Annotated in this window: 21 protein-coding genes; 17 read left to right on the forward strand and 4 right to left on the reverse strand. The window is 69.7% G+C overall.

Annotated features, from left to right (window positions below):
- Positions 1-190: 190 nt before the first annotated feature.
- Entirely contained in the window at positions 191-1891 is a 1701-nt protein-coding gene (locus tag ACFYNU_RS17950) for an RNA ligase family protein (RefSeq protein ID WP_356586759.1), read from the forward strand.
- Positions 1891-4689, forward strand: coding sequence for a poly(A) polymerase (locus ACFYNU_RS17955; RefSeq protein ID WP_356586761.1), 2799 nt, complete (start codon positions 1891-1893; stop codon positions 4687-4689). The genes ACFYNU_RS17950 and ACFYNU_RS17955 overlap by 1 nt, the downstream gene beginning before the upstream one ends.
- A gap of 143 nt (positions 4690-4832) precedes the next feature.
- On the opposite strand, the gene ACFYNU_RS17960 is transcribed toward ACFYNU_RS17955, so the two are convergent.
- Positions 4833-5849: a 2-deoxy-5-keto-D-gluconate 6-phosphate aldolase domain-containing protein gene (locus ACFYNU_RS17960; protein WP_356586763.1), complete on the reverse strand. Its 1017-nt coding sequence runs from the start codon at positions 5847-5849 to the stop codon at positions 4833-4835.
- A 272-nt stretch (positions 5850-6121) separates the two neighbouring features.
- Between ACFYNU_RS17960 and ACFYNU_RS17965 the strand changes: the two genes are divergently transcribed.
- Positions 6122-6790 carry a GPP34 family phosphoprotein gene (locus tag ACFYNU_RS17965; RefSeq protein ID WP_356586765.1) on the forward strand — a complete coding sequence of 223 codons (669 nt, stop codon included), beginning with the start codon at positions 6122-6124 and terminating at the stop codon, positions 6788-6790.
- Positions 6791-6866: 76 nt separating this feature from the next.
- On the opposite strand, the gene ACFYNU_RS17970 is transcribed toward ACFYNU_RS17965, so the two are convergent.
- The 3 genes from ACFYNU_RS17970 to ACFYNU_RS17980 all read right to left on the reverse strand — a co-directional run bounded on the left by ACFYNU_RS17970 (position 6867) and on the right by ACFYNU_RS17980 (position 9456).
- Positions 6867-7832, reverse strand: a complete 966-nt coding sequence (locus ACFYNU_RS17970; RefSeq protein WP_356586996.1) for a BtrH N-terminal domain-containing protein — start codon at positions 7830-7832, stop codon at positions 6867-6869.
- Positions 7832-9187 carry a hypothetical protein gene (locus ACFYNU_RS17975; protein ID WP_356586767.1) on the reverse strand — a complete coding sequence of 452 codons (1356 nt, stop codon included), beginning with the start codon at positions 9185-9187 and terminating at the stop codon, positions 7832-7834. Before ACFYNU_RS17975 ends, ACFYNU_RS17970 begins: the two co-directional genes overlap by 1 nt.
- A gap of 77 nt (positions 9188-9264) precedes the next feature.
- Positions 9265-9456: a DUF1059 domain-containing protein gene (locus tag ACFYNU_RS17980; protein WP_078079541.1), complete on the reverse strand. Its 192-nt coding sequence runs from the start codon at positions 9454-9456 to the stop codon at positions 9265-9267.
- 487 nt (positions 9457-9943) lie between these two features.
- Here ACFYNU_RS17980 and rpsJ point away from each other — a divergent pair, with 487 nt between their 5' ends.
- From rpsJ to rplE, 14 genes are all read left to right on the forward strand, one after another.
- Positions 9944-10252, forward strand: a complete 309-nt coding sequence (gene rpsJ / locus ACFYNU_RS17985; RefSeq protein ID WP_003948644.1) for a 30S ribosomal protein S10 — start codon at positions 9944-9946, stop codon at positions 10250-10252.
- A 14-nt stretch (positions 10253-10266) separates the two neighbouring features.
- Positions 10267-10911, forward strand: coding sequence for a 50S ribosomal protein L3 (gene rplC, locus ACFYNU_RS17990; protein WP_078075548.1), 645 nt, complete (start codon positions 10267-10269; stop codon positions 10909-10911).
- 4 nt (positions 10912-10915) lie between these two features.
- Complete coding sequence (rplD, locus tag ACFYNU_RS17995; RefSeq protein ID WP_023539345.1) at positions 10916-11575, forward strand: 50S ribosomal protein L4; 660 nt, start codon at positions 10916-10918, stop codon at positions 11573-11575.
- A complete protein-coding gene (gene rplW / locus ACFYNU_RS18000; protein WP_023539344.1) occupies positions 11575-11892 on the forward strand; it encodes a 50S ribosomal protein L23 in 318 nt (105 codons plus the stop codon). The genes rplD and rplW overlap by 1 nt, the downstream gene beginning before the upstream one ends.
- A gap of 47 nt (positions 11893-11939) precedes the next feature.
- Complete coding sequence (rplB, locus tag ACFYNU_RS18005) at positions 11940-12776, forward strand: 50S ribosomal protein L2 (RefSeq protein WP_023539343.1); 837 nt, start codon at positions 11940-11942, stop codon at positions 12774-12776.
- A 12-nt stretch (positions 12777-12788) separates the two neighbouring features.
- Positions 12789-13070 carry a 30S ribosomal protein S19 gene (gene rpsS, locus ACFYNU_RS18010; protein ID WP_023539342.1) on the forward strand — a complete coding sequence of 94 codons (282 nt, stop codon included), beginning with the start codon at positions 12789-12791 and terminating at the stop codon, positions 13068-13070.
- A 43-nt stretch (positions 13071-13113) separates the two neighbouring features.
- Positions 13114-13461, forward strand: a complete 348-nt coding sequence (gene rplV, locus ACFYNU_RS18015; protein ID WP_147874529.1) for a 50S ribosomal protein L22 — start codon at positions 13114-13116, stop codon at positions 13459-13461.
- The gene (gene rpsC, locus ACFYNU_RS18020) at positions 13461-14312 is read left to right on the forward strand and encodes a 30S ribosomal protein S3 (RefSeq protein ID WP_356586771.1); all 852 of its coding nucleotides are present in this window, start codon (positions 13461-13463) and stop codon (positions 14310-14312) included. The genes rplV and rpsC overlap by 1 nt, the downstream gene beginning before the upstream one ends.
- Positions 14313-14317: 5 nt before the next feature.
- Complete coding sequence (gene rplP, locus ACFYNU_RS18025; protein WP_023539339.1) at positions 14318-14737, forward strand: 50S ribosomal protein L16; 420 nt, start codon at positions 14318-14320, stop codon at positions 14735-14737.
- On the forward strand, positions 14737-14961 hold the full coding sequence (gene rpmC / locus ACFYNU_RS18030) for a 50S ribosomal protein L29 (protein ID WP_031230018.1): 225 nt from the start codon (positions 14737-14739) through the stop codon (positions 14959-14961). The genes rplP and rpmC overlap by 1 nt, the downstream gene beginning before the upstream one ends.
- Positions 14961-15251 carry a 30S ribosomal protein S17 gene (rpsQ, locus tag ACFYNU_RS18035; protein WP_356586774.1) on the forward strand — a complete coding sequence of 97 codons (291 nt, stop codon included), beginning with the start codon at positions 14961-14963 and terminating at the stop codon, positions 15249-15251. The genes rpmC and rpsQ overlap by 1 nt, the downstream gene beginning before the upstream one ends.
- A 118-nt stretch (positions 15252-15369) precedes the next feature.
- Positions 15370-15738 (forward strand): 50S ribosomal protein L14, encoded by a 369-nt coding sequence (rplN, locus tag ACFYNU_RS18040; protein WP_023539336.1) that lies wholly within the window; start codon positions 15370-15372, stop codon positions 15736-15738.
- A gap of 2 nt (positions 15739-15740) precedes the next feature.
- The gene (gene rplX / locus ACFYNU_RS18045; RefSeq protein ID WP_023539335.1) at positions 15741-16064 is read left to right on the forward strand and encodes a 50S ribosomal protein L24; all 324 of its coding nucleotides are present in this window, start codon (positions 15741-15743) and stop codon (positions 16062-16064) included.
- Entirely contained in the window at positions 16064-16621 is a 558-nt protein-coding gene (gene rplE / locus ACFYNU_RS18050; protein WP_023539334.1) for a 50S ribosomal protein L5, read from the forward strand. The genes rplX and rplE overlap by 1 nt, the downstream gene beginning before the upstream one ends.

The raw sequence follows: 16621 nt of genomic DNA on the forward strand, positions 1-16621 counted from the left end.
TCCACAACGAGCAACCGTGTCAACGCAGGGGCCCCGCACCAGCTTTCGAGCTGGGGCGGGGCCCTTTCGCGTGCGGGGCATTTCGTGTGCGGGGGCGGGCCCGGGTGCCCCGTAAATCGAGTGCGTCGTGTCGCGGGGCGCTTCTAGGGTTGACGGGCGAGTGGTTACGGGGCGACGGGGGAGCAGGGCGATGCGTACGGCGTATCCGCGGACCGTGCATGTGCCGTGGTCGCCCGGGGTTGGTTCCGACGATGTGCGGGGCGGGGATCTGGGCGGGCTGCGGGGGCGGGAAGTTGTCGTCACCGAGAAGATGGACGGCGAGAACACCACCCTGTACCGCGACGGGCTGCACGCCCGGTCGCTGGATTCCGGGCATCATCCGTCGCGGGGCTGGGTCAAGGCGCTCCAAGGGCGGATCGGGGCGAGGATTCCGGCCGGGACGCGGGTGTGCGGGGAGAACATGTACGCCCGGCACTCGATCGCGTACGAGGAGTTGGAGAGCTGGTTCTACGGGTTCTCCGTGTGGGACGGCGAGTGGTGTCTCGGCTGGGACGAGACCGTGCGGGTGCTGCGGGGGCTGGGGATTCCCGTGCCGCGTGTGCTGTGGCGCGGGGTGTTCGACGAACGGGCCCTGCGGAGGCTGACGTTGGACCCCTCGCGGCAGGAGGGCTATGTCGTACGGACCGTCGAGGGTTTCGTACGCGAGGAGTTCGGGCGGCGGCTCGCCAAGTGGGTCCGGCCGCACCACGTACAGACCGATACGCACTGGATGCACGCCGCCGTCGTGGAGAACGGGCTCGGGGCGGGTGCCGCGCTGTGGGACGTGCGGTCGGGGGGCCCGGTGGACGCCGGGGCCGTGGCGCGCGCGGTGGGTGTGGCGGGGGACGAGCGGGCCGTCGGGGAAGTTGTCGGGCGGCTCGACGCCGGTGGGCGGTACGGGGACGACCGGCTGAGTGGGGTGTTCGCGGCGCTGTGCCACGATGTGCCGCGCGGGCGGCTCGCGGGCGCGCTCGCCGGGCCGCTCGGGATGGCGCAGGCGCGCCGGGTCGCGGATCTGGTGGGTCTGCACGGGGCGTTGGGCCGGCCCTTTCCCGACGACGAGCGCCGGGGCGGGCTGGCGCGGATGGCGCTCGCCGCCGATCTGGGGGTGCTGCACGCCGTCGCCGGCGCGGTGGCGGACGAGGCGTCGCGGGAGCGGGTCGAGTGGTCGGCGCTGATCGCCGAGGAGGCCGGGCTGCTGGGCCCGGAGCCGTTGCGGGCGCTGCGGGAGGGGCTGCGTACCGCGCTCGACGGGCTGGGCGAAGAGGCCGTCGAACGGTGCTGGGCGCAGGCGCGGGACCTCTGGGTCGCCGGGCGGCTCACCACCGTCGAGGAGGCGGTGGCCGCGACCTGGCGGTGGCGGTCCGGGGACTTCCCGTCGCTGATTCAACTCGTCGGTCCTTCGGGGAGCGGGAAGAGCACCTTCGCCGCAGGACTGACCGGGATCGGGACGCGGGTCTCGCTCGACGAACTGCGGGAGTCCCGGGGTGCGCGCGCCGACCAGCGCGCCAACGAGGATGTCCTGCGGGACGGTCTCGACCGGCTCGACCGGGCTCTCGCGGGCGGCGGGGCGGTGGTGTGGGACGCCACCTCCCTCAACCGTCAACAGCGGTCGCTCGTCGGGGCGTTGGCGCGGCGGCGCGACGCCTTCGTCACGTACGCCGTGCTGCTCGTCGACGAGCCGGAGCTGGTGCGTCGTAACGGCGCCCGACCCCATCCGGTGCCGCCCGACGTACTCGCGGGACAGCTGCGCCGCTTCGTACCGCCGTATCCGGGGGACGCGCACCGGACGTGGTACGTGGGGGCAGGCGGCGGCATCGAGGACATGGACAGCGTGGCAGGGGAGTTCTGATGCGGACCAGCGACCAGCTCTACCACCAGGTGCGCTGGGACCCGCGCTTCGATCCCGCGCGCTTCGTCCTCGGCGTCAGCCGGCGCGGTACGACCCCGGGGCGGATCCCGCTGCCCGCGTTCGTGCCCGGCGGCGACATCCCGTGGCACCGTGTGCTGTTCGTCGAGGCGGACGGCGAGGTCGTGTGGGACCGGGCGACCGGCGTCGACCGTATCGACGCCACGGACGCGGGGCGGGTACGCCAACCCCGGCTGCTGCGGGCGCCGTTCTTCACGGCGCGGACGGCTTACGCGTACGGCTCCGAGGGCTGGCGCCCGGCGCAGGGCGGGCCGTCGACTTCACCCGCCGACTCGCTGCGCGTCCGCGTCCTGACCTGGAACACCCTCTGGGACCGCTACGACAGCGACCGCGTCCACACCGCCGCGCGGCGCCCCATGCTGCTCGACGCCCTCAGGGAGTCGGACGCCGACGTCATCGCCCTCCAGGAGGTCGAGCGCGAGCTGCTGACGATGCTGCTCAACGCGCCCTGGGTGCGGGCGAGTTACACCATCGGCGGCGACCCCGGCGGGCGCGGCGTGGACGACGACGGGCTGCTGCTCCTCAGCCGGCTGCCGGTACGCGAGGCGGGGCACCATGTCCTCGGCTCGCACAAGGCCGTCACCGCGCTCACGGTGGAGACCGCCGCCGGGCCGCTCGTCGTGGCCGCCACCCACCTGAGCAGCGACCACTCCAAGGACGGCCCGGCCCGGCGCCGTGCCGAACTCGCCTCCCTCGCCGAGGGGTTGGGCGGCATTGACGCCGATGTGATCCTGCTGGGGGACTTCAACGACGGCGCCGGCGGGCGCGAGGGACCGGCCGCCGCGCTCGGGCTGCGTGACGCCTGGAGCGAGGTTTACGGCTCCGAGGACTCGACGCCCACATTCGATCCCGTCGCCAATCCGCTGGCGGCGGTGGCCTCGCTGACGGGCCGGGCCGGGCGGCTGGACCGGGTGCTGGTGCGGGGGAGCGGGGTGGCGGTCACCGGGGCGGCGCTGCGGGGCGATACGCCGGACCCGAGCGGACTCTTCATCTCCGACCACTACGGAGTGGAGGCGGAGGTCGCCCTCGGGGCGGCGGAGACTCCCGCGGACGTTCTCGACGTGCCTGCCACCGCTCGTACGGCTGTCGCCTGGATACCGCCCCGCGAGCTGTGGGCTCCCCTCCAGGCCGTACGCCGCGAGCACGACCCGCAGGTGGACCGCTGGCCGCCGCACGTGAATCTGCTGTTCGGCTTCGTCCCGGAGTCCGACTTCGAGCGCGCTGCCCCGCTCGTCGCCGCTGCCGCCGCCGAGACCGCGCCTTTCACGGCGCGGCTGGCCGGGGTCCACACGTTCGGGCACCGAGAGGACGCCACGCTCTGGCTCGACCCGGCGGCGGGTGGTGAGGGTCCCTGGGCGGGGCTTCGGGAGGAGCTGGAACGGCGCTTCCCGCGCTGCGGTGGGCGGCGGGCTGAGGGCTTCACGCCGCATCTGACGCTGGGGCGGAGCCGTGACCCGCAGCGGGTCGCGGCGGGGATCGAGGCACGGCTCGGCGAAGTGACCGCCACGGTGGGGGAGTTGGCGCTGCTGTCGCGCAGGGGCGACGAGCCGATGCGCGTACGGGCGACGGTGGCGCTCGGGACCGGGGAGGTCAGCTGGCTGCCGGAGGACACCCCGTCCCCGGACTCTTCGACTCTTCATGCCGACGAGGCCGCGCGATCGATCGCCGGGACACTCGCCCGGACGCTGCCCGACGGTGTCGTGCACACCGTGGGCTCCCGCCGCATGGGCTGCGCGGTCCCAGGAGCCGACCTGGACCTGGTGGCGGCGCTGCCGGGCGCGACGGTGGACATGGGCGAGCTACGGCGCCGGGTGGGCGCCGCGCTGCCCGCGTCTCAGCTCCGGGAGGTGGTGGGCGCGCGCGTGCCCGGACTCCGTTTCACGACGGGCGAGTCGGGGGTCGATCTGGCCGTGGTCGCGAGCGGTTCGTTGCCGCCGACGCAGGCCGTGGACCGTCGTGCCGAGCTGGGCGAGGCGGCTGCCGTCGCGCTGAGCGCGGTGAGCGACGCGGCGGCGATACGTGACGCGGTCGGCGAGCGCCACGACGCCTTCGCCGCGCTGGCGAGGGACGTGAAGAGCTGGGCGGCGGCGCGGGGGCTGGACTCGGCGCCGTTCGGCGGGCTGCCCGGCCTGGCCTGGGCGGTCCTGGCGGCGCGCACGGTCGCGGAGGCCGGCCCGCTGGGGCGGGAGGAACTGCTGAGGCACTTCTTCGGCACATGGGCGGCGTGGGACTGGCGTGTACCGGTCTCCCTCCGCGCCGGCGCCGCGCCGGCGGCCGTTCCTGCCGCCGCCCCCGTCACCGTACTGACCCCGACCGCCCCGGTCCGCAGCTGCACGGACCAGGTCGGCCCCGGTCAACGCGACCTGCTGGTACGGGAGTTGTACGCGGCCTGGGAACTGGCCGCACCACCGCCCATGCACCGCCGCCACGCCGCCTGGGCGGTGGTGACCGTGGACACGCGGCACCCCGACACCCTGGGCCGGTTCCGGGGCCGCGTACGGGCGCTGCTCACCGCGCTCGAAGCGGCCGGGGTGCGGGACGCGCACGCCTGGCCACGGCCGTACGCGACGGAGGGCGCGGGCGTGCGGTACGCGATCGGCCTCGGCGAGGACCCGCCGGACGCGGCGGCGCTCGCGACGATCGTGGAGCCGTGGGGACGGGGGCTGCGGGACGTGGCTGTCGCGTGGGCGCGGGGCGGAGACGTACCGACCCTGGCCTGACGGCGCACCGACTTACGCTGACGGGATGCCCGAGCTGGCCGCAGACGCCAGTGCCAACCGTGTCGACCCCCGGGTGCCGCGCACCCGCGCGCTGCTGAAGAAGGCGGCGCTGGAGCCGGCCGCCGAGCACGAACCCGACACGATCACCCTGGCGCACGTCGCCGAGCGGGCGACTGTGAACCGCGCCACGGTGTACCGCGGGCCTTCAGGTAGTACCGGGCGAAGTCGAGGTACTGGCCCGTGATTCGGCGACGCGTCTCCTTGCCGGTCGACCCGTGGCGCAGGTGCGCGTGCAGGGCGTCCCACCAGATGCTGCGGCCGATCGCGAAGCCGACGAAGCCGGGGACGGGCGCCGCGACCGCCAGCCAGTGATCGAGTTGGCCGTGTGTCGCGTGGCGCCCCAGAACGATGCACCTCGCCGACCGCCCGTCGCGCTGGGCCGCGGCGAGCACGGCCACGCTGTCCTCGTGGCGCTCCAGTCCCTCGATCTTCCAGATCGCGGGCTCCACACCCCGGTCCTGGAGGTATTCGATCACCTCGACCGTGAGCCCCGGCCTGCGCTCGGCGTCGTAGCGGGCGGCGTCGTAGCGGGCGGTGTCGTCGCCGACGGCCCGCTTGTCGTCGTCGCTCGCCGGTACGAGGAGTTCCAGGATCAGCGGCCGGCCGGCGTCCGCCGCCCACGAAGAGACCTCGGCCAGATCCCTGGCCTGCTGTGCCCGCCGGTCCGCGTCGAACCCCGGATTGTCGCGCACGAGGACTTTCGCGTGATCGGCGGGAAAGAATTCCGCGTGGCGCCGCCACCGGCCGCCATAGGCGAACTCGAACCATTCACTGCCGCTGGCCTCGACCGGTACCGACAGATCGACCGCGCCGCCCGATCTGCCCGCGAGTTCGATGACACCGGCGCCGTACTGTTCGTCGATGAGAATTCCCGGCTGTACGGTCTCCGGCAGCTCTTCGGCGGCGTCCAGCAGTGCCTGGTAGATCAGCAACTTGTCGGCGGAGATTCGGGCCGCCTGCGCCGGGTCGGGCGGCCGGGTGAGCCCGTACAGACCCGATTCAAGACTGTTTCTGTGGTCTGCCGCGAGAATGAGGAGCGGCTGCTCATCGGATACGGCCTGCGGTGAATTCTCCGGACCGGCGAGAGGAATGTCGGTCATGAAGACCCCTCTTCCCAAGCGGCGGCGATTCCCCCCATTCAGGTTGCGTCGGCCGACGCTCCTTGTCCAACGCGGCAGGGGCCGACGGGCGGTCCGGCGACCGAACGGCCGCCACGCGCGACCTGGTCCGGCGGCCTGAGCCGTCACTGTTCATGACATCTGTCATGAACAGTGATGACGTGCCGCCCTGCCGTCACCCGCCGATCCGCCCTAGCTTGGCCACAGGGCCCGCTCCTGACGGCCCTCCCCGACGTCAACGGTTGGAAGAGATCATGCAGAACGAGACGCTCGTCGTCGAAGACCTGATGCTGCTGATGTTCGACGACAAGTCGGGAGCGATCGCGGGCTCCGGCACGCTGTACTACACCCTGGGCGGCGCCGTTCTCGTAGAGCTGGGCCTCGGCGGATACGTCACGGTCGACGAGAACGACAGCGGGCTGAGCGGACTGAAGGTGCACGCCGTCCCCGGAAATCCGCCGGCGGATCCGCTGCTCCGGGACGCCCATGAGCAGATCGCCCGGCGCAAGCGAGGTGTGCAGACCCTCCTCATCGAGATCGGCACGGAGTTGCGTGAGACCGTGCTCGATCGGCTGGTCGAGCGGGGCATGCTGCGCCGGGAGAGCAGGAAGACGCTGGGACTGTTCCGTACGACCGCGACGACGGCCGCGGACACCGGCCACAAGAAGGCCCTCGTGGAGAAGGCCCGCGCCGTCCTCATCGACGGCGCGGAGCCCGACACCCGTACGACGGCGCTGATCGGCCTGCTGTCCGCGAGCGGGACGCTGCCGAGCCTGCACCCGGCCATCCCGTGGTCCGGCCAGGTCTACAAGCGTGCGAAGGAGCTGGAGCAGGCCAGTTGGGGCGCGGAGGCCGTGAACTCGGCGGTCCTGCGGACCATGGTGGCGGTCTCCATGGGAACCGTCATCGCCGTCACCAGCTGAGGTCCACCGGGGGCGGGCGTACGGGACTTGACCACGGTCACGAGATCTTCGTGCGTCAAGTTCCGCCGGACGCCGCTCAAAGCTTGCTGAGCGCCCGCATCGCCTCACGCTCGACGCGCGAGAGTTCGTGGAGGACGGCGCCGGCCCGCACGAGGTGTCGGTCGTCGCCGGATTCACCGGCTGTCGTCACAAGCGCGGCCACCTCCGTCCAGAGCGCGGCGGCCTCCGCGTACAGGCCCTGGCCGGTGCGCAGATGGCCGCTGTCGATCAGCTGGAGAGACTCGGCGAGGAAGTCCCGGTAGAGATTGCGGAACAGGGCGCCGCCGGTGCCGGCCTTCTCCATGAGGACGGCGGCGCGTGTCAGGTCCTCCCGAGGATTGTCGGTGCGCCCCAGCCACCGCGGCACCTGCTTCGCGGTCTTCTCGATGCCCCGGTGGCCCAGATTCGCGATGGGCGGGTTCAGAAAGGCTTCCGCGCAGATCCTGATCGCGGGGATGATCCGCTCCCGCGGTGACGGTCGGCCGCCGGGCGCCGTGAGAGTGAAGGAGCGGTGCCTGGCTGTCATGGGGCCGCGCTCCGCCCTCGCCCTGGCCAGGGCGGCGAGGCTCGTCGTGACCGCTCCGCCCTGCGCGGCGGTGTCCACCAGGTGGGCGTCCTCGTCGTCGTAGCCGTACATGGCCACGACGTGCCCGCCGAAGTGCACCTTGGTGCTGAAGTAGTCCAGGTGGTAGCTGTCGAGCTGAAGGCCGACCGGCCGGCCGGCGTCGACGGGCGCGGCCACGTTCCGCCATGCCTTGCGCGCGGAGGTGGTCTCCTCGACCAGCAGCTCAAGCCCGAGTGTCGCGGCCAGGTTCCTGGTCAGCTCGAAGGGCTTGACCCGGCCGCCGAGGAAGGGGAAGCCCATCGCCTTGCTGTCCCAGTAGACGAAGGACAGCCCGGAGCCGAGCCCGAACAGCATGGGCTCGGACAGGTCGATTCCCTCGTGCCGCAGCAGCACGCCAAGAGCGGTCGTCTCGCAGTGCCGCATCCCGTGTGCGGCCATCAGATGGCGTACGCGCCCGTGCAAGGCCGCCCGTGTTCGCGCGCGTACGGGGTGAGCGCCACCGCTCCGACGCCGCGCACCGTCGTGTGCGGGCCCAAGTCCAGCGGGCTGACGCCCAGTTGACCCGCGAGCTGCGGTGAGAGGTACGCGGCGAGGTCCGCCCACTCCTCCTCGTCGGCCCCCTCGTCCCCCACCGGGATGACGTTCTCCTCCAGGCAGGCGGCGCGCTCCTCGGGCAGCGGCTCGCCCAGCGTGTACCGCTCGTCGTCCTTGCTCCAGGACGCGCGGAAGCGCCGTACGACATCGCCGCCCTCGGCGACGAGCCAGCTCGATCCGCCGCCCTGCTCACCGAAGAAGTACGCCTGGGCCCGCCCGTAGCGCCGGCTCAACTCGGTGACGACGCGCAGCACGTCCGCCGCGCGTTCCGGATCGCCGGGGTTGCACCAGGGGCCGAGGACCAGCGTCCATCCGTCGACCTCCGGAGTGACGTAGACCCTGCCGTGTTCGGCGCCGTCGTGGCTGTCGTGCACTCCCACGCTCAGCCCCAGCCCGAAGGTCGCGGGCCGGATCTCGTACAGGCCGAGCAGCTCCGCGACGCCCCGCTGATCGTCGGTGGGGACGGCTATCCAGGACGTGAAGCAGGTGTCGAGGGGCTGGGCCGGCTCGTCGGCCGTCTTGATACGGATCAGCCGCTCCACGGCGGCACGGTCCGCCGCCGACAGCGCCTCCTCGCCGCCGACCGAGGCGAGGACGGTCAGCGCGCGTGCCCGCAGACGCGCCGGCCCCTGCGCGCGTATGTCACGCATACGTTCCACGACACCGGGACCCAGCATCGTCAGCACCCACTCGGCGCGCTGGGCGACCTGCGGGGCCGGGTCCGCGAGCAGGGGAACCAACGCGTCGATCACCACGCCGTAGTCCACACCGGGCGCCGGATCCCGGCCGAACGCCACCGAGCAGGCGCACTGGATCCCGTACGCGGCCGAATTCCGCACCTCGGCGGACGGGTGCGACAGCGCCTCGACGTAGTGGTCGACCGCGCGGAACGAGGTGAAGACGCGACTGACGCGGCGACGCGACTCGTCGTCCTCGGCGGCGGCCAGCGCCGCCTGCACCGCGTCGAAGGCGACCGGCCCGATCCGCTGGGCCAGCACGAACTCGATCTGCCCGTGCGGGACGGCCGGGTCCGCGCTCAGCAACTCGTCGAGCAGCGGTCCCACCGCCGCGCTCCCCAGCGCGGCCAGCCTGTCCCGCGCCGCCTCCCGCAGATCGGGATCGGCAAGCGCCCTGATCGCATCCACCACGGTCTCCTTCTCGGGCGTGAAGTGCTGTTCCGAGGGCCCATGGTGGGGCATGGCACTGACAGTCGGTGTCTACGGGACGGGGCAGGGCGCCGACGGCATCCGGCACCCGTACCGCGCAGCGCCGAGCGTCACGCGTGCTGCGGCATCTCGTCCTTCAGGTTGGACCGGATCTGCGCCCGCAGTTCCGCCGTGTTCTCGTGGCCGTGCACCGAGGCCGCGTGCTCACTCGCGGCGCGGACCACCTCGTCCTCCTCGCCCGTGATGGCGAGGGTGCAGTTCGTCTCGCTCGGCATATCTCGGCAATCGACTACTTTGCGCATGATGCACCTCCATGTACCAGTGTCCTCCTGTTCGGGGGACTCCGGTCGGATCGCACACGCGCCACGGCGTCAGCCGTACGGTTCGTCTCTCACCCCGTGGGGTACGCTCTCCGGCCGCGATTGGCCAGGGCTCCGGGGCATATGGCACACTGCACAGGTTGCTCGGTTGAGTGCCGATGCTGCGCGCCTCCCGTCGGGAGGACCGGAAGCGAGTCCCACAGTACTCGTCGTCCCATCTGCCTCTCACGGCAGCGCTGGGGCGGACGTACGGGAATCTTCTGGGAAGTGTCAGCGGGGTACCGGCCAGGCACCCGGTGGGCGATCGTCCCCGGTCCCGTGGTCTTCGGGGCCGCACCCCTTGGCAGGGAAATCCTTCGGGAATTTCTATGTAGAGGGAATGCGACACGCCCGACCGCGTGGGTCGGAGACAGCAGTGCGCACCTCCGGGCGCCAGAGCGTTTCGAGAGAACAGGACTACTGAGTAGCCATGGCGGGACAGAAGATCCGCATCCGGCTCAAGGCCTACGACCACGAGGTCATCGACTCTTCGGCGAAGAAGATCGTCGAGACGGTGACTCGCACTGGTGCGTCGGTCGCGGGCCCGGTGCCGCTGCCCACTGAGAAGAACGTGTACTGCGTCATCAAGTCGCCGCACAAGTACAAGGACTCGCGCGAGCACTTCGAGATGCGCACGCACAAGCGCCTGATCGACATCCTCGACCCGACGCCCAAGACCGTTGACTCGTTGATGCGCCTGGACCTTCCGGCCGGCGTCGACATCGAGATCAAGCTCTGAGAGGCGCGGAAGAGATGGCAAAGCAGATCAAGGGTGTCCTGGGCGAGAAGCTCGGCATGACCCAGGTCTGGGACGAGAACAACCGTGTCGTCCCGGTGACCGTGGTCAAGGCCGGACCCTGCGTTGTAACCCAGGTCCGTACGAATGACTCCGACGGCTACGAGTCGGTCCAGATCGCCTTCGGCGAGATCGACCCGCGCAAGGTGAACAAGCCCCTCAAGGGTCACTTCGCCAAGGCCGACGTGACCCCCCGCCGCCACCTGGTGGAGCTCCGCACCTCCGACGCGTCCGAGTACACGCTCGGCCAGGAGGTCACCGCCGCTGTGTTCGAGTCCGGCGTCCGCGTGGACGTCACGGGCAAGAGCAAGGGCAAGGGCTTCGCCGGTGTCATGAAGCGTCACAACTTCAAGGGCCTCGGCGCCGGTCACGGAACCCAGCGCAAGCACCGCTCTCCCGGCTCCATCGGTGGCTGTGCCACCCCGGGCCGTGTGTTCAAGGGCCTCCGCATGGCGGGTCGCATGGGCAACGAGCGGGTCACCACCCAGAACCTGACCGTTCACGCCGTTGACGCGGAGAAGGGCCTGCTCCTCATCAAGGGCGCGGTCCCCGGTCCGAACGGCGGCCTCGTCCTGGTCCGCACCGCGGCGAAGGGGGCCTGAAGACATGAGCACCATCGACATCATGTCGCCCTCGGGCGACAAGTCCGGGACCGTTGAGCTCCCGGCCGAGATCTTCGACGCCAAGGTCAGCATCCCGCTGATCCACCAGGTCGTCGTCGCGCAGCTGGCCGCCGCCCGTCAGGGCACGCACAAGGTCAAGCGCCGTGGCGAGGTCCGTGGTGGTGGCAAGAAGCCTTACCGCCAGAAGGGCACCGGCCGCGCCCGTCAGGGTTCGACCCGTGCGCCGCAGTTCGCCGGCGGTGGCGTCGTACACGGCCCCACCCCGCGTGACTACTCGCAGCGGACCCCGAAGAAGATGAAGGTCGCCGCCCTGCGCGGGGCCCTCTCGGACCGGGCCCGCAACGCTCGTATCCACGTCGTCTCCGACGTGGTCGAGGGCGCGGCGTCCACCAAGGCCGCCAAGACCCTGCTCGGCAAGGTCAGTGAGCGCAAGCACGTGCTCCTGGTCGTCGAGCGGAGCGACGAGGCCGCGTGGCTGTCCGCGCGCAACCTCCCCGAGGTCCACCTGCTGGACCCGGGACAGCTCAACACGTACGACGTGCTTGTCTCCGACGACGTGGTCTTCACCAAGGCCGCCTTCGAGTCCTTCGTGTCCGGCGGGGCTGCGCGACAGACTGCCGAGACCGAGGGGAGCGAAGCCTGATGGCCGAGATCACCAGCAAGACCTACACGGACCCGCGTGACGTTCTCGTCAAGCCCGTGGTGTCCGAGAAGAGCTACGCGCTGCTCGACGAGAACAAGTACACGTTCATCGTCGCGCCCGGCTCCAACAAGACCCAGATCAAGCAGGCCGTCGAGGCGGTCTTCTCGGTCAAGGTCACCGGGGTCAACACGATCAACCGGCAGGGCAAGCGCAAGCGCACCCGCACCGGTTTCGGCAAGCGCGCCGACACCAAGCGCGCCATCGTGACCCTCGCCGAGGGCGACCGTATCGACATCTTCGGCGGCCCGACTTCCTAACGGGAGTCGGTTCGAATCGAAGTCCGGAATATTCCGAGGACTGAGAAATGGGTATCCGCAAGTACAAGCCGACGACCCCGGGCCGTCGTGGCTCCAGCGTCGCCGACTTTGTAGAGATCACGCGGTCCACGCCGGAGAAGTCGCTGGTCCGCCCCCTGCACAGCAAGGGCGGCCGTAACAACGCCGGTCGTGTGACCGTTCGCCACCAAGGCGGCGGACACAAGCGCGCATTTCGCTTGATTGATTTTCGTCGTCACGACAAGGACGGCGTGCCGGCCAAGGTCGCGCACATCGAGTACGACCCGAACCGCACCGCGCGCATCGCGCTCCTGCACTACGCGGACGGTGAGAAGCGCTACATTCTCGCGCCGCGTGGCCTGACGCAGGGCAGCCGTGTCGAGAACGGCCCGTCCGCCGACATCAAGCCCGGCAACAACCTGGCGCTGCGCAACATCCCGGTCGGTACGACCATCCACGCCATCGAGCTGCGTCCCGGCGGCGGCGCGAAGTTCGCCCGTTCCGCGGGTACTTCGGTGCAGCTGCTGGCGAAGGAGGGCTCCATGGCCCACCTTCGTATGCCGTCCGGAGAGATCCGGCTGGTCGACGTCCGCTGCCGCGCCACCATCGGTGAGGTCGGCAACGCCGAGCAGTCGAACATCAACTGGGGCAAGGCCGGCCGTATGCGCTGGAAGGGCGTCCGCCCGACCGTCCGCGGTGTCGCCATGAACCCCGTTGACCACCCGCACGGTGGTGGTGAGGGCAAGACTTCAGGTGGTCGCCACCCGGTCAGCCCGTGGGGTCAGAAGGAAGGTCGTACGCGTTCGCCGAAGAAGGCGAGCAACAAGTACATCGTCCGCCGCCGCAAGACGAACAAGAAGCGCTAGGAGCGGGTTTAGATGCCGCGCAGTCTCAAGAAGGGGCCCTTCGTCGACGGCCACCTCATCAAGAAGGTGGACGTCCAGAACGAAGCTGGCACCAAGAACGTCATCAAGACCTGGTCCCGTCGCTCGATGATCATCCCGGCAATGCTGGGCCACACCATCGCGGTGCACAACGGCAAGATCCATGTCCCGGTGTTCGTCACCGAGTCGATGGTCGGCCACAAGCTCGGCGAGTTCTCGCCGACTCGCACCTTCCGCGGCCACGTCAAGGACGACCGGAAGTCGAAGCGCCGCTAACGGCGGGGTGGAAACGACTATGACTTACACCGAAGGGACAACCATGGAAGCCAGGGCCCAGGCGCGGTACATCCGCGTCACGCCCATGAAGGCCCGCCGCGTGGTGGACCTCATCCGTGGCATGGATGCCACGGAGGCTCAGGCGGTCCTGCGTTTCGCCCCGCAGGCCGCGAGCGTGCCGGTCGGCAAGGTGCTGGACAGCGCCATTGCCAACGCCGCGCACAACTACGACCACCCAGACGCCACTTCGCTGGTCATCAGCGAGGCGTACGTGGACGAGGGTCCGACCCTGAAGCGGTTCCGGCCGCGTGCCCAGGGCCGCGCCTACCGGATCCGTAAGCGGACCAGCCACATCACCGTGGTCGTCAGCAGCAAGGAAGGAACCCGGTAATGGGCCAGAAGGTTAACCCGCATGGGTTCCGGCTCGGTATCACCACGGACTTCAAGTCCCGCTGGTACGCCGACAAGCTGTACAAGGACTACGTCAAGGAAGACGTCGCCATTCGTCGCATGATGACGAAGGGGATGGAGCGTGCCGGTATCTCCAAGGTGGAGATCGAGCGCACCCGTGACCGCGTCCGCGTGGACATCCACACCGCACGTCCGGGCATCGTCATCGGCCGCCGTGGCGCCGAGGCCGACCGCATCCGCGGCGAGCTGGAGAAGCTGACCGGCAAGCAGGTCCAGCTGAACATCCTCGAGGTCAAGAACCCCGAGGTGGACGCTCAGCTGGTGGCCCAGGCCGTCGCCGAGCAGCTGTCCTCGCGTGTCTCCTTCCGTCGCGCCATGCGTAAGAGCATGCAGTCGACGATGAAGGCCGGCGCCAAGGGCATCAAGATCCAGTGCGGTGGCCGCCTCGGCGGCGCCGAGATGTCGCGCTCGGAGTTCTACCGCGAGGGCCGCGTGCCCCTGCACACGCTCCGTGCCAACGTCGACTACGGCTTCTTCGAGGCCAAGACGACCTTCGGCCGTATCGGCGTGAAGGTCTGGATCTACAAGGGCGACGTCAAGAACATCGCCGAGGTGCGCGCCGAGAACGCCGCGGCGCGCGCGGGCAACCGTCCGGCCCGTGGTGGCGGCAACGACCGTCCCGCCGGCCGCGGTGGCCGCGGTGGCGAGCGTGGCGGTCGCGGTGGCCGCAAGCCGCAGCAGGCTCCCGGCGCGGAGGCCCCCAAGGCCGACGCGACGGCTGCTCCGGCCGCGGAGGCCGCGCCCACTTCTACCGGCGGAACGGAGGCCTGACCGAAATGCTGATCCCCCGTAGGGTCAAGCACCGCAAGCAGCACCACCCGAAGCGCAGCGGAATGTCCAAGGGTGGCACGCAGGTTGCGTTCGGCGAGTACGGCATCCAGGCGCTGACCCCGGCATACGTGACGAACCGTCAGATCGAGGCCGCTCGTATCGCGATGACCCGTCACATCAAGCGTGGCGGCAAGGTCTGGATCAACATCTACCCGGACCGTCCCCTGACGAAGAAGCCCGCCGAGACCCGCATGGGTTCCGGTAAGGGTTCTCCCGAGTGGTGGATCGCGAACGTCAAGCCCGGTCGGGTGATGTTCGAGCTGTCCTACCCGAACGAGAAGGTTGCCAAGGAGGCGCTCACCCGCGCCGCCCACAAGCTTCCGATGAAGTGCCGCATCGTTCGGCGCGAGGCAGGTGAGTCGTGATGGCGGCCGTTACCAAGGCGTCCGAGCTGCGTGAACTGGGCAACGAGGAGCTTGTCGACAAGCTCCGCGAGGCCAAGGAAGAGCTGTTCAACCTCCGCTTCCAGGCGGCGACCGGTCAGCTTGAGAACCACGGCCGGCTGAAGCTGGTCCGGAAGGACATCGCGCGGATCTACACCCTGATGCGTGAGCGCGAGCTGGGCATCGAGACGGTGGAGAGCGCCTGATGACTGAGAGCAACGTGACTGAGACGACCGCGAAGAGCGACCGCGGCTTCCGCAAGACCCGTGAGGGTCTCGTCGTCAGCGACAAGATGGACAAGACCGTCGTCGTCGCTGTCGAGGACCGCGTGAAGCACGCGCTGTACGGCAAGGTCATCCGCCGTACGAACAAGCTCAAGGCGCACGACGAGGCGAACGCCGCCGGGATCGGCGACCGTGTCCTCCTCATGGAGACCCGGCCGCTGTCCGCGACGAAGCGTTGGCGCATCGTCGAGATCCTTGAGAAGGCCAAGTAACCAAGGCCGCAGCAATCCCTCCGAGGGCATTCCCTAGGAGTAGTTCCGCCAGGCTCGGTGGGGTCCGTACGCAGGTGACGGACCCCGCCGGGAACCGGCAGACGATCAGGAGATAGACGTGATCCAGCAGGAGTCGCGACTGCGTGTCGCCGACAACACTGGTGCCAAGGAGATCCTTTGCATCCGTGTTCTCGGTGGCTCGGGTCGCCGCTACGCGGGCATCGGTGACGTCATCGTCGCCACCGTCAAGGACGCGATCCCCGGTGGCAACGTGAAGAAGGGTGACGTCATCAAGGCGGTCATCGTTCGCACCGTGAAGGAGCGCCGCCGCCAGGACGGCTCGTACATCCGCTTCGACGAGAACGCCGCCGTCATTCTGAAGAACGACGGCGACCCTCGTGGCACCCGTATCTTCGGCCCGGTGGGCCGTGAGCTGCGCGAGAAGAAGTTCATGAAGATCATCTCGCTCGCGCCGGAGGTGCTGTAAGCATGAAGATCAAGAAGGGCGACCTGGTTCAGGTCATCACCGGTAAGGACAAGGGCAAGCAGGGCAAGGTCATTGTGGCCTACCCCACGCAGGACCGTGTTCTCGTCGAGGGTGTCAACCGGGTCAAGAAGCACACCAAGGCCGGCCAGACCGCGCGTGGTTCGCAGACCGGCGGCATCGTGACGACCGAAGCCCCTGTCCACATCAGCAACGTTCAGCTGGTCGTGGAGAAGGACGGCAAGAAGGTCGTCACCCGCGTCGGCTACCGCTTTGACGACGAGGGCAACAAGATCCGCGTTGCCAAGCGGACCGGTGAGGACATCTGATGACGACCACAACCGCGCCGCGTCTGAAGCTGCGCTACCGCGAGGAGATCGCCGGCAAGCTGCGTGAGGAGTTCTCCCTGGAGAACGTCATGCAGGTCCCCGGTCTCGTCAAGATCGTGGTCAACATGGGTGTGGGCGACGCCGCCCGCGACTCCAAGCTGATCGAGGGTGCCATCAAGGACCTCACCACGATCACCGGCCAGAAGCCGGCCGTGACCAAGGCCCGCAAGTCGATCGCGCAGTTCAAGCTGCGCGAGGGGCAGCCGATCGGCTGCCACGTCACCCTCCGCGGTGACCGCATGTGGGAGTTCCTGGACCGTACGCTGTCGCTCGCGCTGCCGCGTATCCGTGACTTCCGCGGCCTGTCGCCCAAGCAGTTCGACGGCCGTGGCAACTACACCTTCGGTCTCACGGAGCAGGTCATGTTCCACGAGATCGACCAGGACAAGATCGACCGGGTCCGGGGCATGGACATCACCGTGGTCACCACGGCGACCAACGACGACGAGGGTCGTGCCCTCCTTCGTCACCTCGGCTTCCCGTTCAAGGAGAACTGA

Source organism: Streptomyces sp. NPDC006643 (genome assembly GCF_042870175.1).
Taxonomy (GTDB): domain Bacteria; phylum Actinomycetota; class Actinomycetes; order Streptomycetales; family Streptomycetaceae; genus Streptomyces.

Coding starts and splice junctions, on each gene's coding strand:
- rpmC (WP_031230018.1), top strand. CDS start 14,737: ATGGCGGCCGTTACCAAGGCGTCCGAGCTGCGTGAACTGGGCAACGAG.
- rplX (WP_023539335.1), top strand. CDS start 15,741: ATGAAGATCAAGAAGGGCGACCTGGTTCAGGTCATCACCGGTAAGGAC.
- ACFYNU_RS17970 (WP_356586996.1), bottom strand. CDS start 7,832: ATGGCCGCACACGGGATGCGGCACTGCGAGACGACCGCTCTTGGCGTG.
- rplW (WP_023539344.1), top strand. CDS start 11,575: ATGGCCGAGATCACCAGCAAGACCTACACGGACCCGCGTGACGTTCTC.
- rplP (WP_023539339.1), top strand. CDS start 14,318: ATGCTGATCCCCCGTAGGGTCAAGCACCGCAAGCAGCACCACCCGAAG.
- ACFYNU_RS17980 (WP_078079541.1), bottom strand. CDS start 9,456: ATGCGCAAAGTAGTCGATTGCCGAGATATGCCGAGCGAGACGAACTGC.
- rplD (WP_023539345.1), top strand. CDS start 10,916: ATGAGCACCATCGACATCATGTCGCCCTCGGGCGACAAGTCCGGGACC.
- rpsS (WP_023539342.1), top strand. CDS start 12,789: ATGCCGCGCAGTCTCAAGAAGGGGCCCTTCGTCGACGGCCACCTCATC.
- ACFYNU_RS17955 (WP_356586761.1), top strand. CDS start 1,891: ATGCGGACCAGCGACCAGCTCTACCACCAGGTGCGCTGGGACCCGCGC.
- rplE (WP_023539334.1), top strand. CDS start 16,064: ATGACGACCACAACCGCGCCGCGTCTGAAGCTGCGCTACCGCGAGGAG.
- rpsQ (WP_356586774.1), top strand. CDS start 14,961: ATGACTGAGAGCAACGTGACTGAGACGACCGCGAAGAGCGACCGCGGC.
- ACFYNU_RS17975 (WP_356586767.1), bottom strand. CDS start 9,187: ATGCCCCACCATGGGCCCTCGGAACAGCACTTCACGCCCGAGAAGGAG.
- rplV (WP_147874529.1), top strand. CDS start 13,114: ATGGAAGCCAGGGCCCAGGCGCGGTACATCCGCGTCACGCCCATGAAG.
- rplC (WP_078075548.1), top strand. CDS start 10,267: ATGGCAAAGCAGATCAAGGGTGTCCTGGGCGAGAAGCTCGGCATGACC.
- ACFYNU_RS17950 (WP_356586759.1), top strand. CDS start 191: ATGCGTACGGCGTATCCGCGGACCGTGCATGTGCCGTGGTCGCCCGGG.
- ACFYNU_RS17960 (WP_356586763.1), bottom strand. CDS start 5,849: ATGACCGACATTCCTCTCGCCGGTCCGGAGAATTCACCGCAGGCCGTA.
- rpsJ (WP_003948644.1), top strand. CDS start 9,944: ATGGCGGGACAGAAGATCCGCATCCGGCTCAAGGCCTACGACCACGAG.
- rpsC (WP_356586771.1), top strand. CDS start 13,461: ATGGGCCAGAAGGTTAACCCGCATGGGTTCCGGCTCGGTATCACCACG.
- ACFYNU_RS17965 (WP_356586765.1), top strand. CDS start 6,122: ATGCAGAACGAGACGCTCGTCGTCGAAGACCTGATGCTGCTGATGTTC.
- rplB (WP_023539343.1), top strand. CDS start 11,940: ATGGGTATCCGCAAGTACAAGCCGACGACCCCGGGCCGTCGTGGCTCC.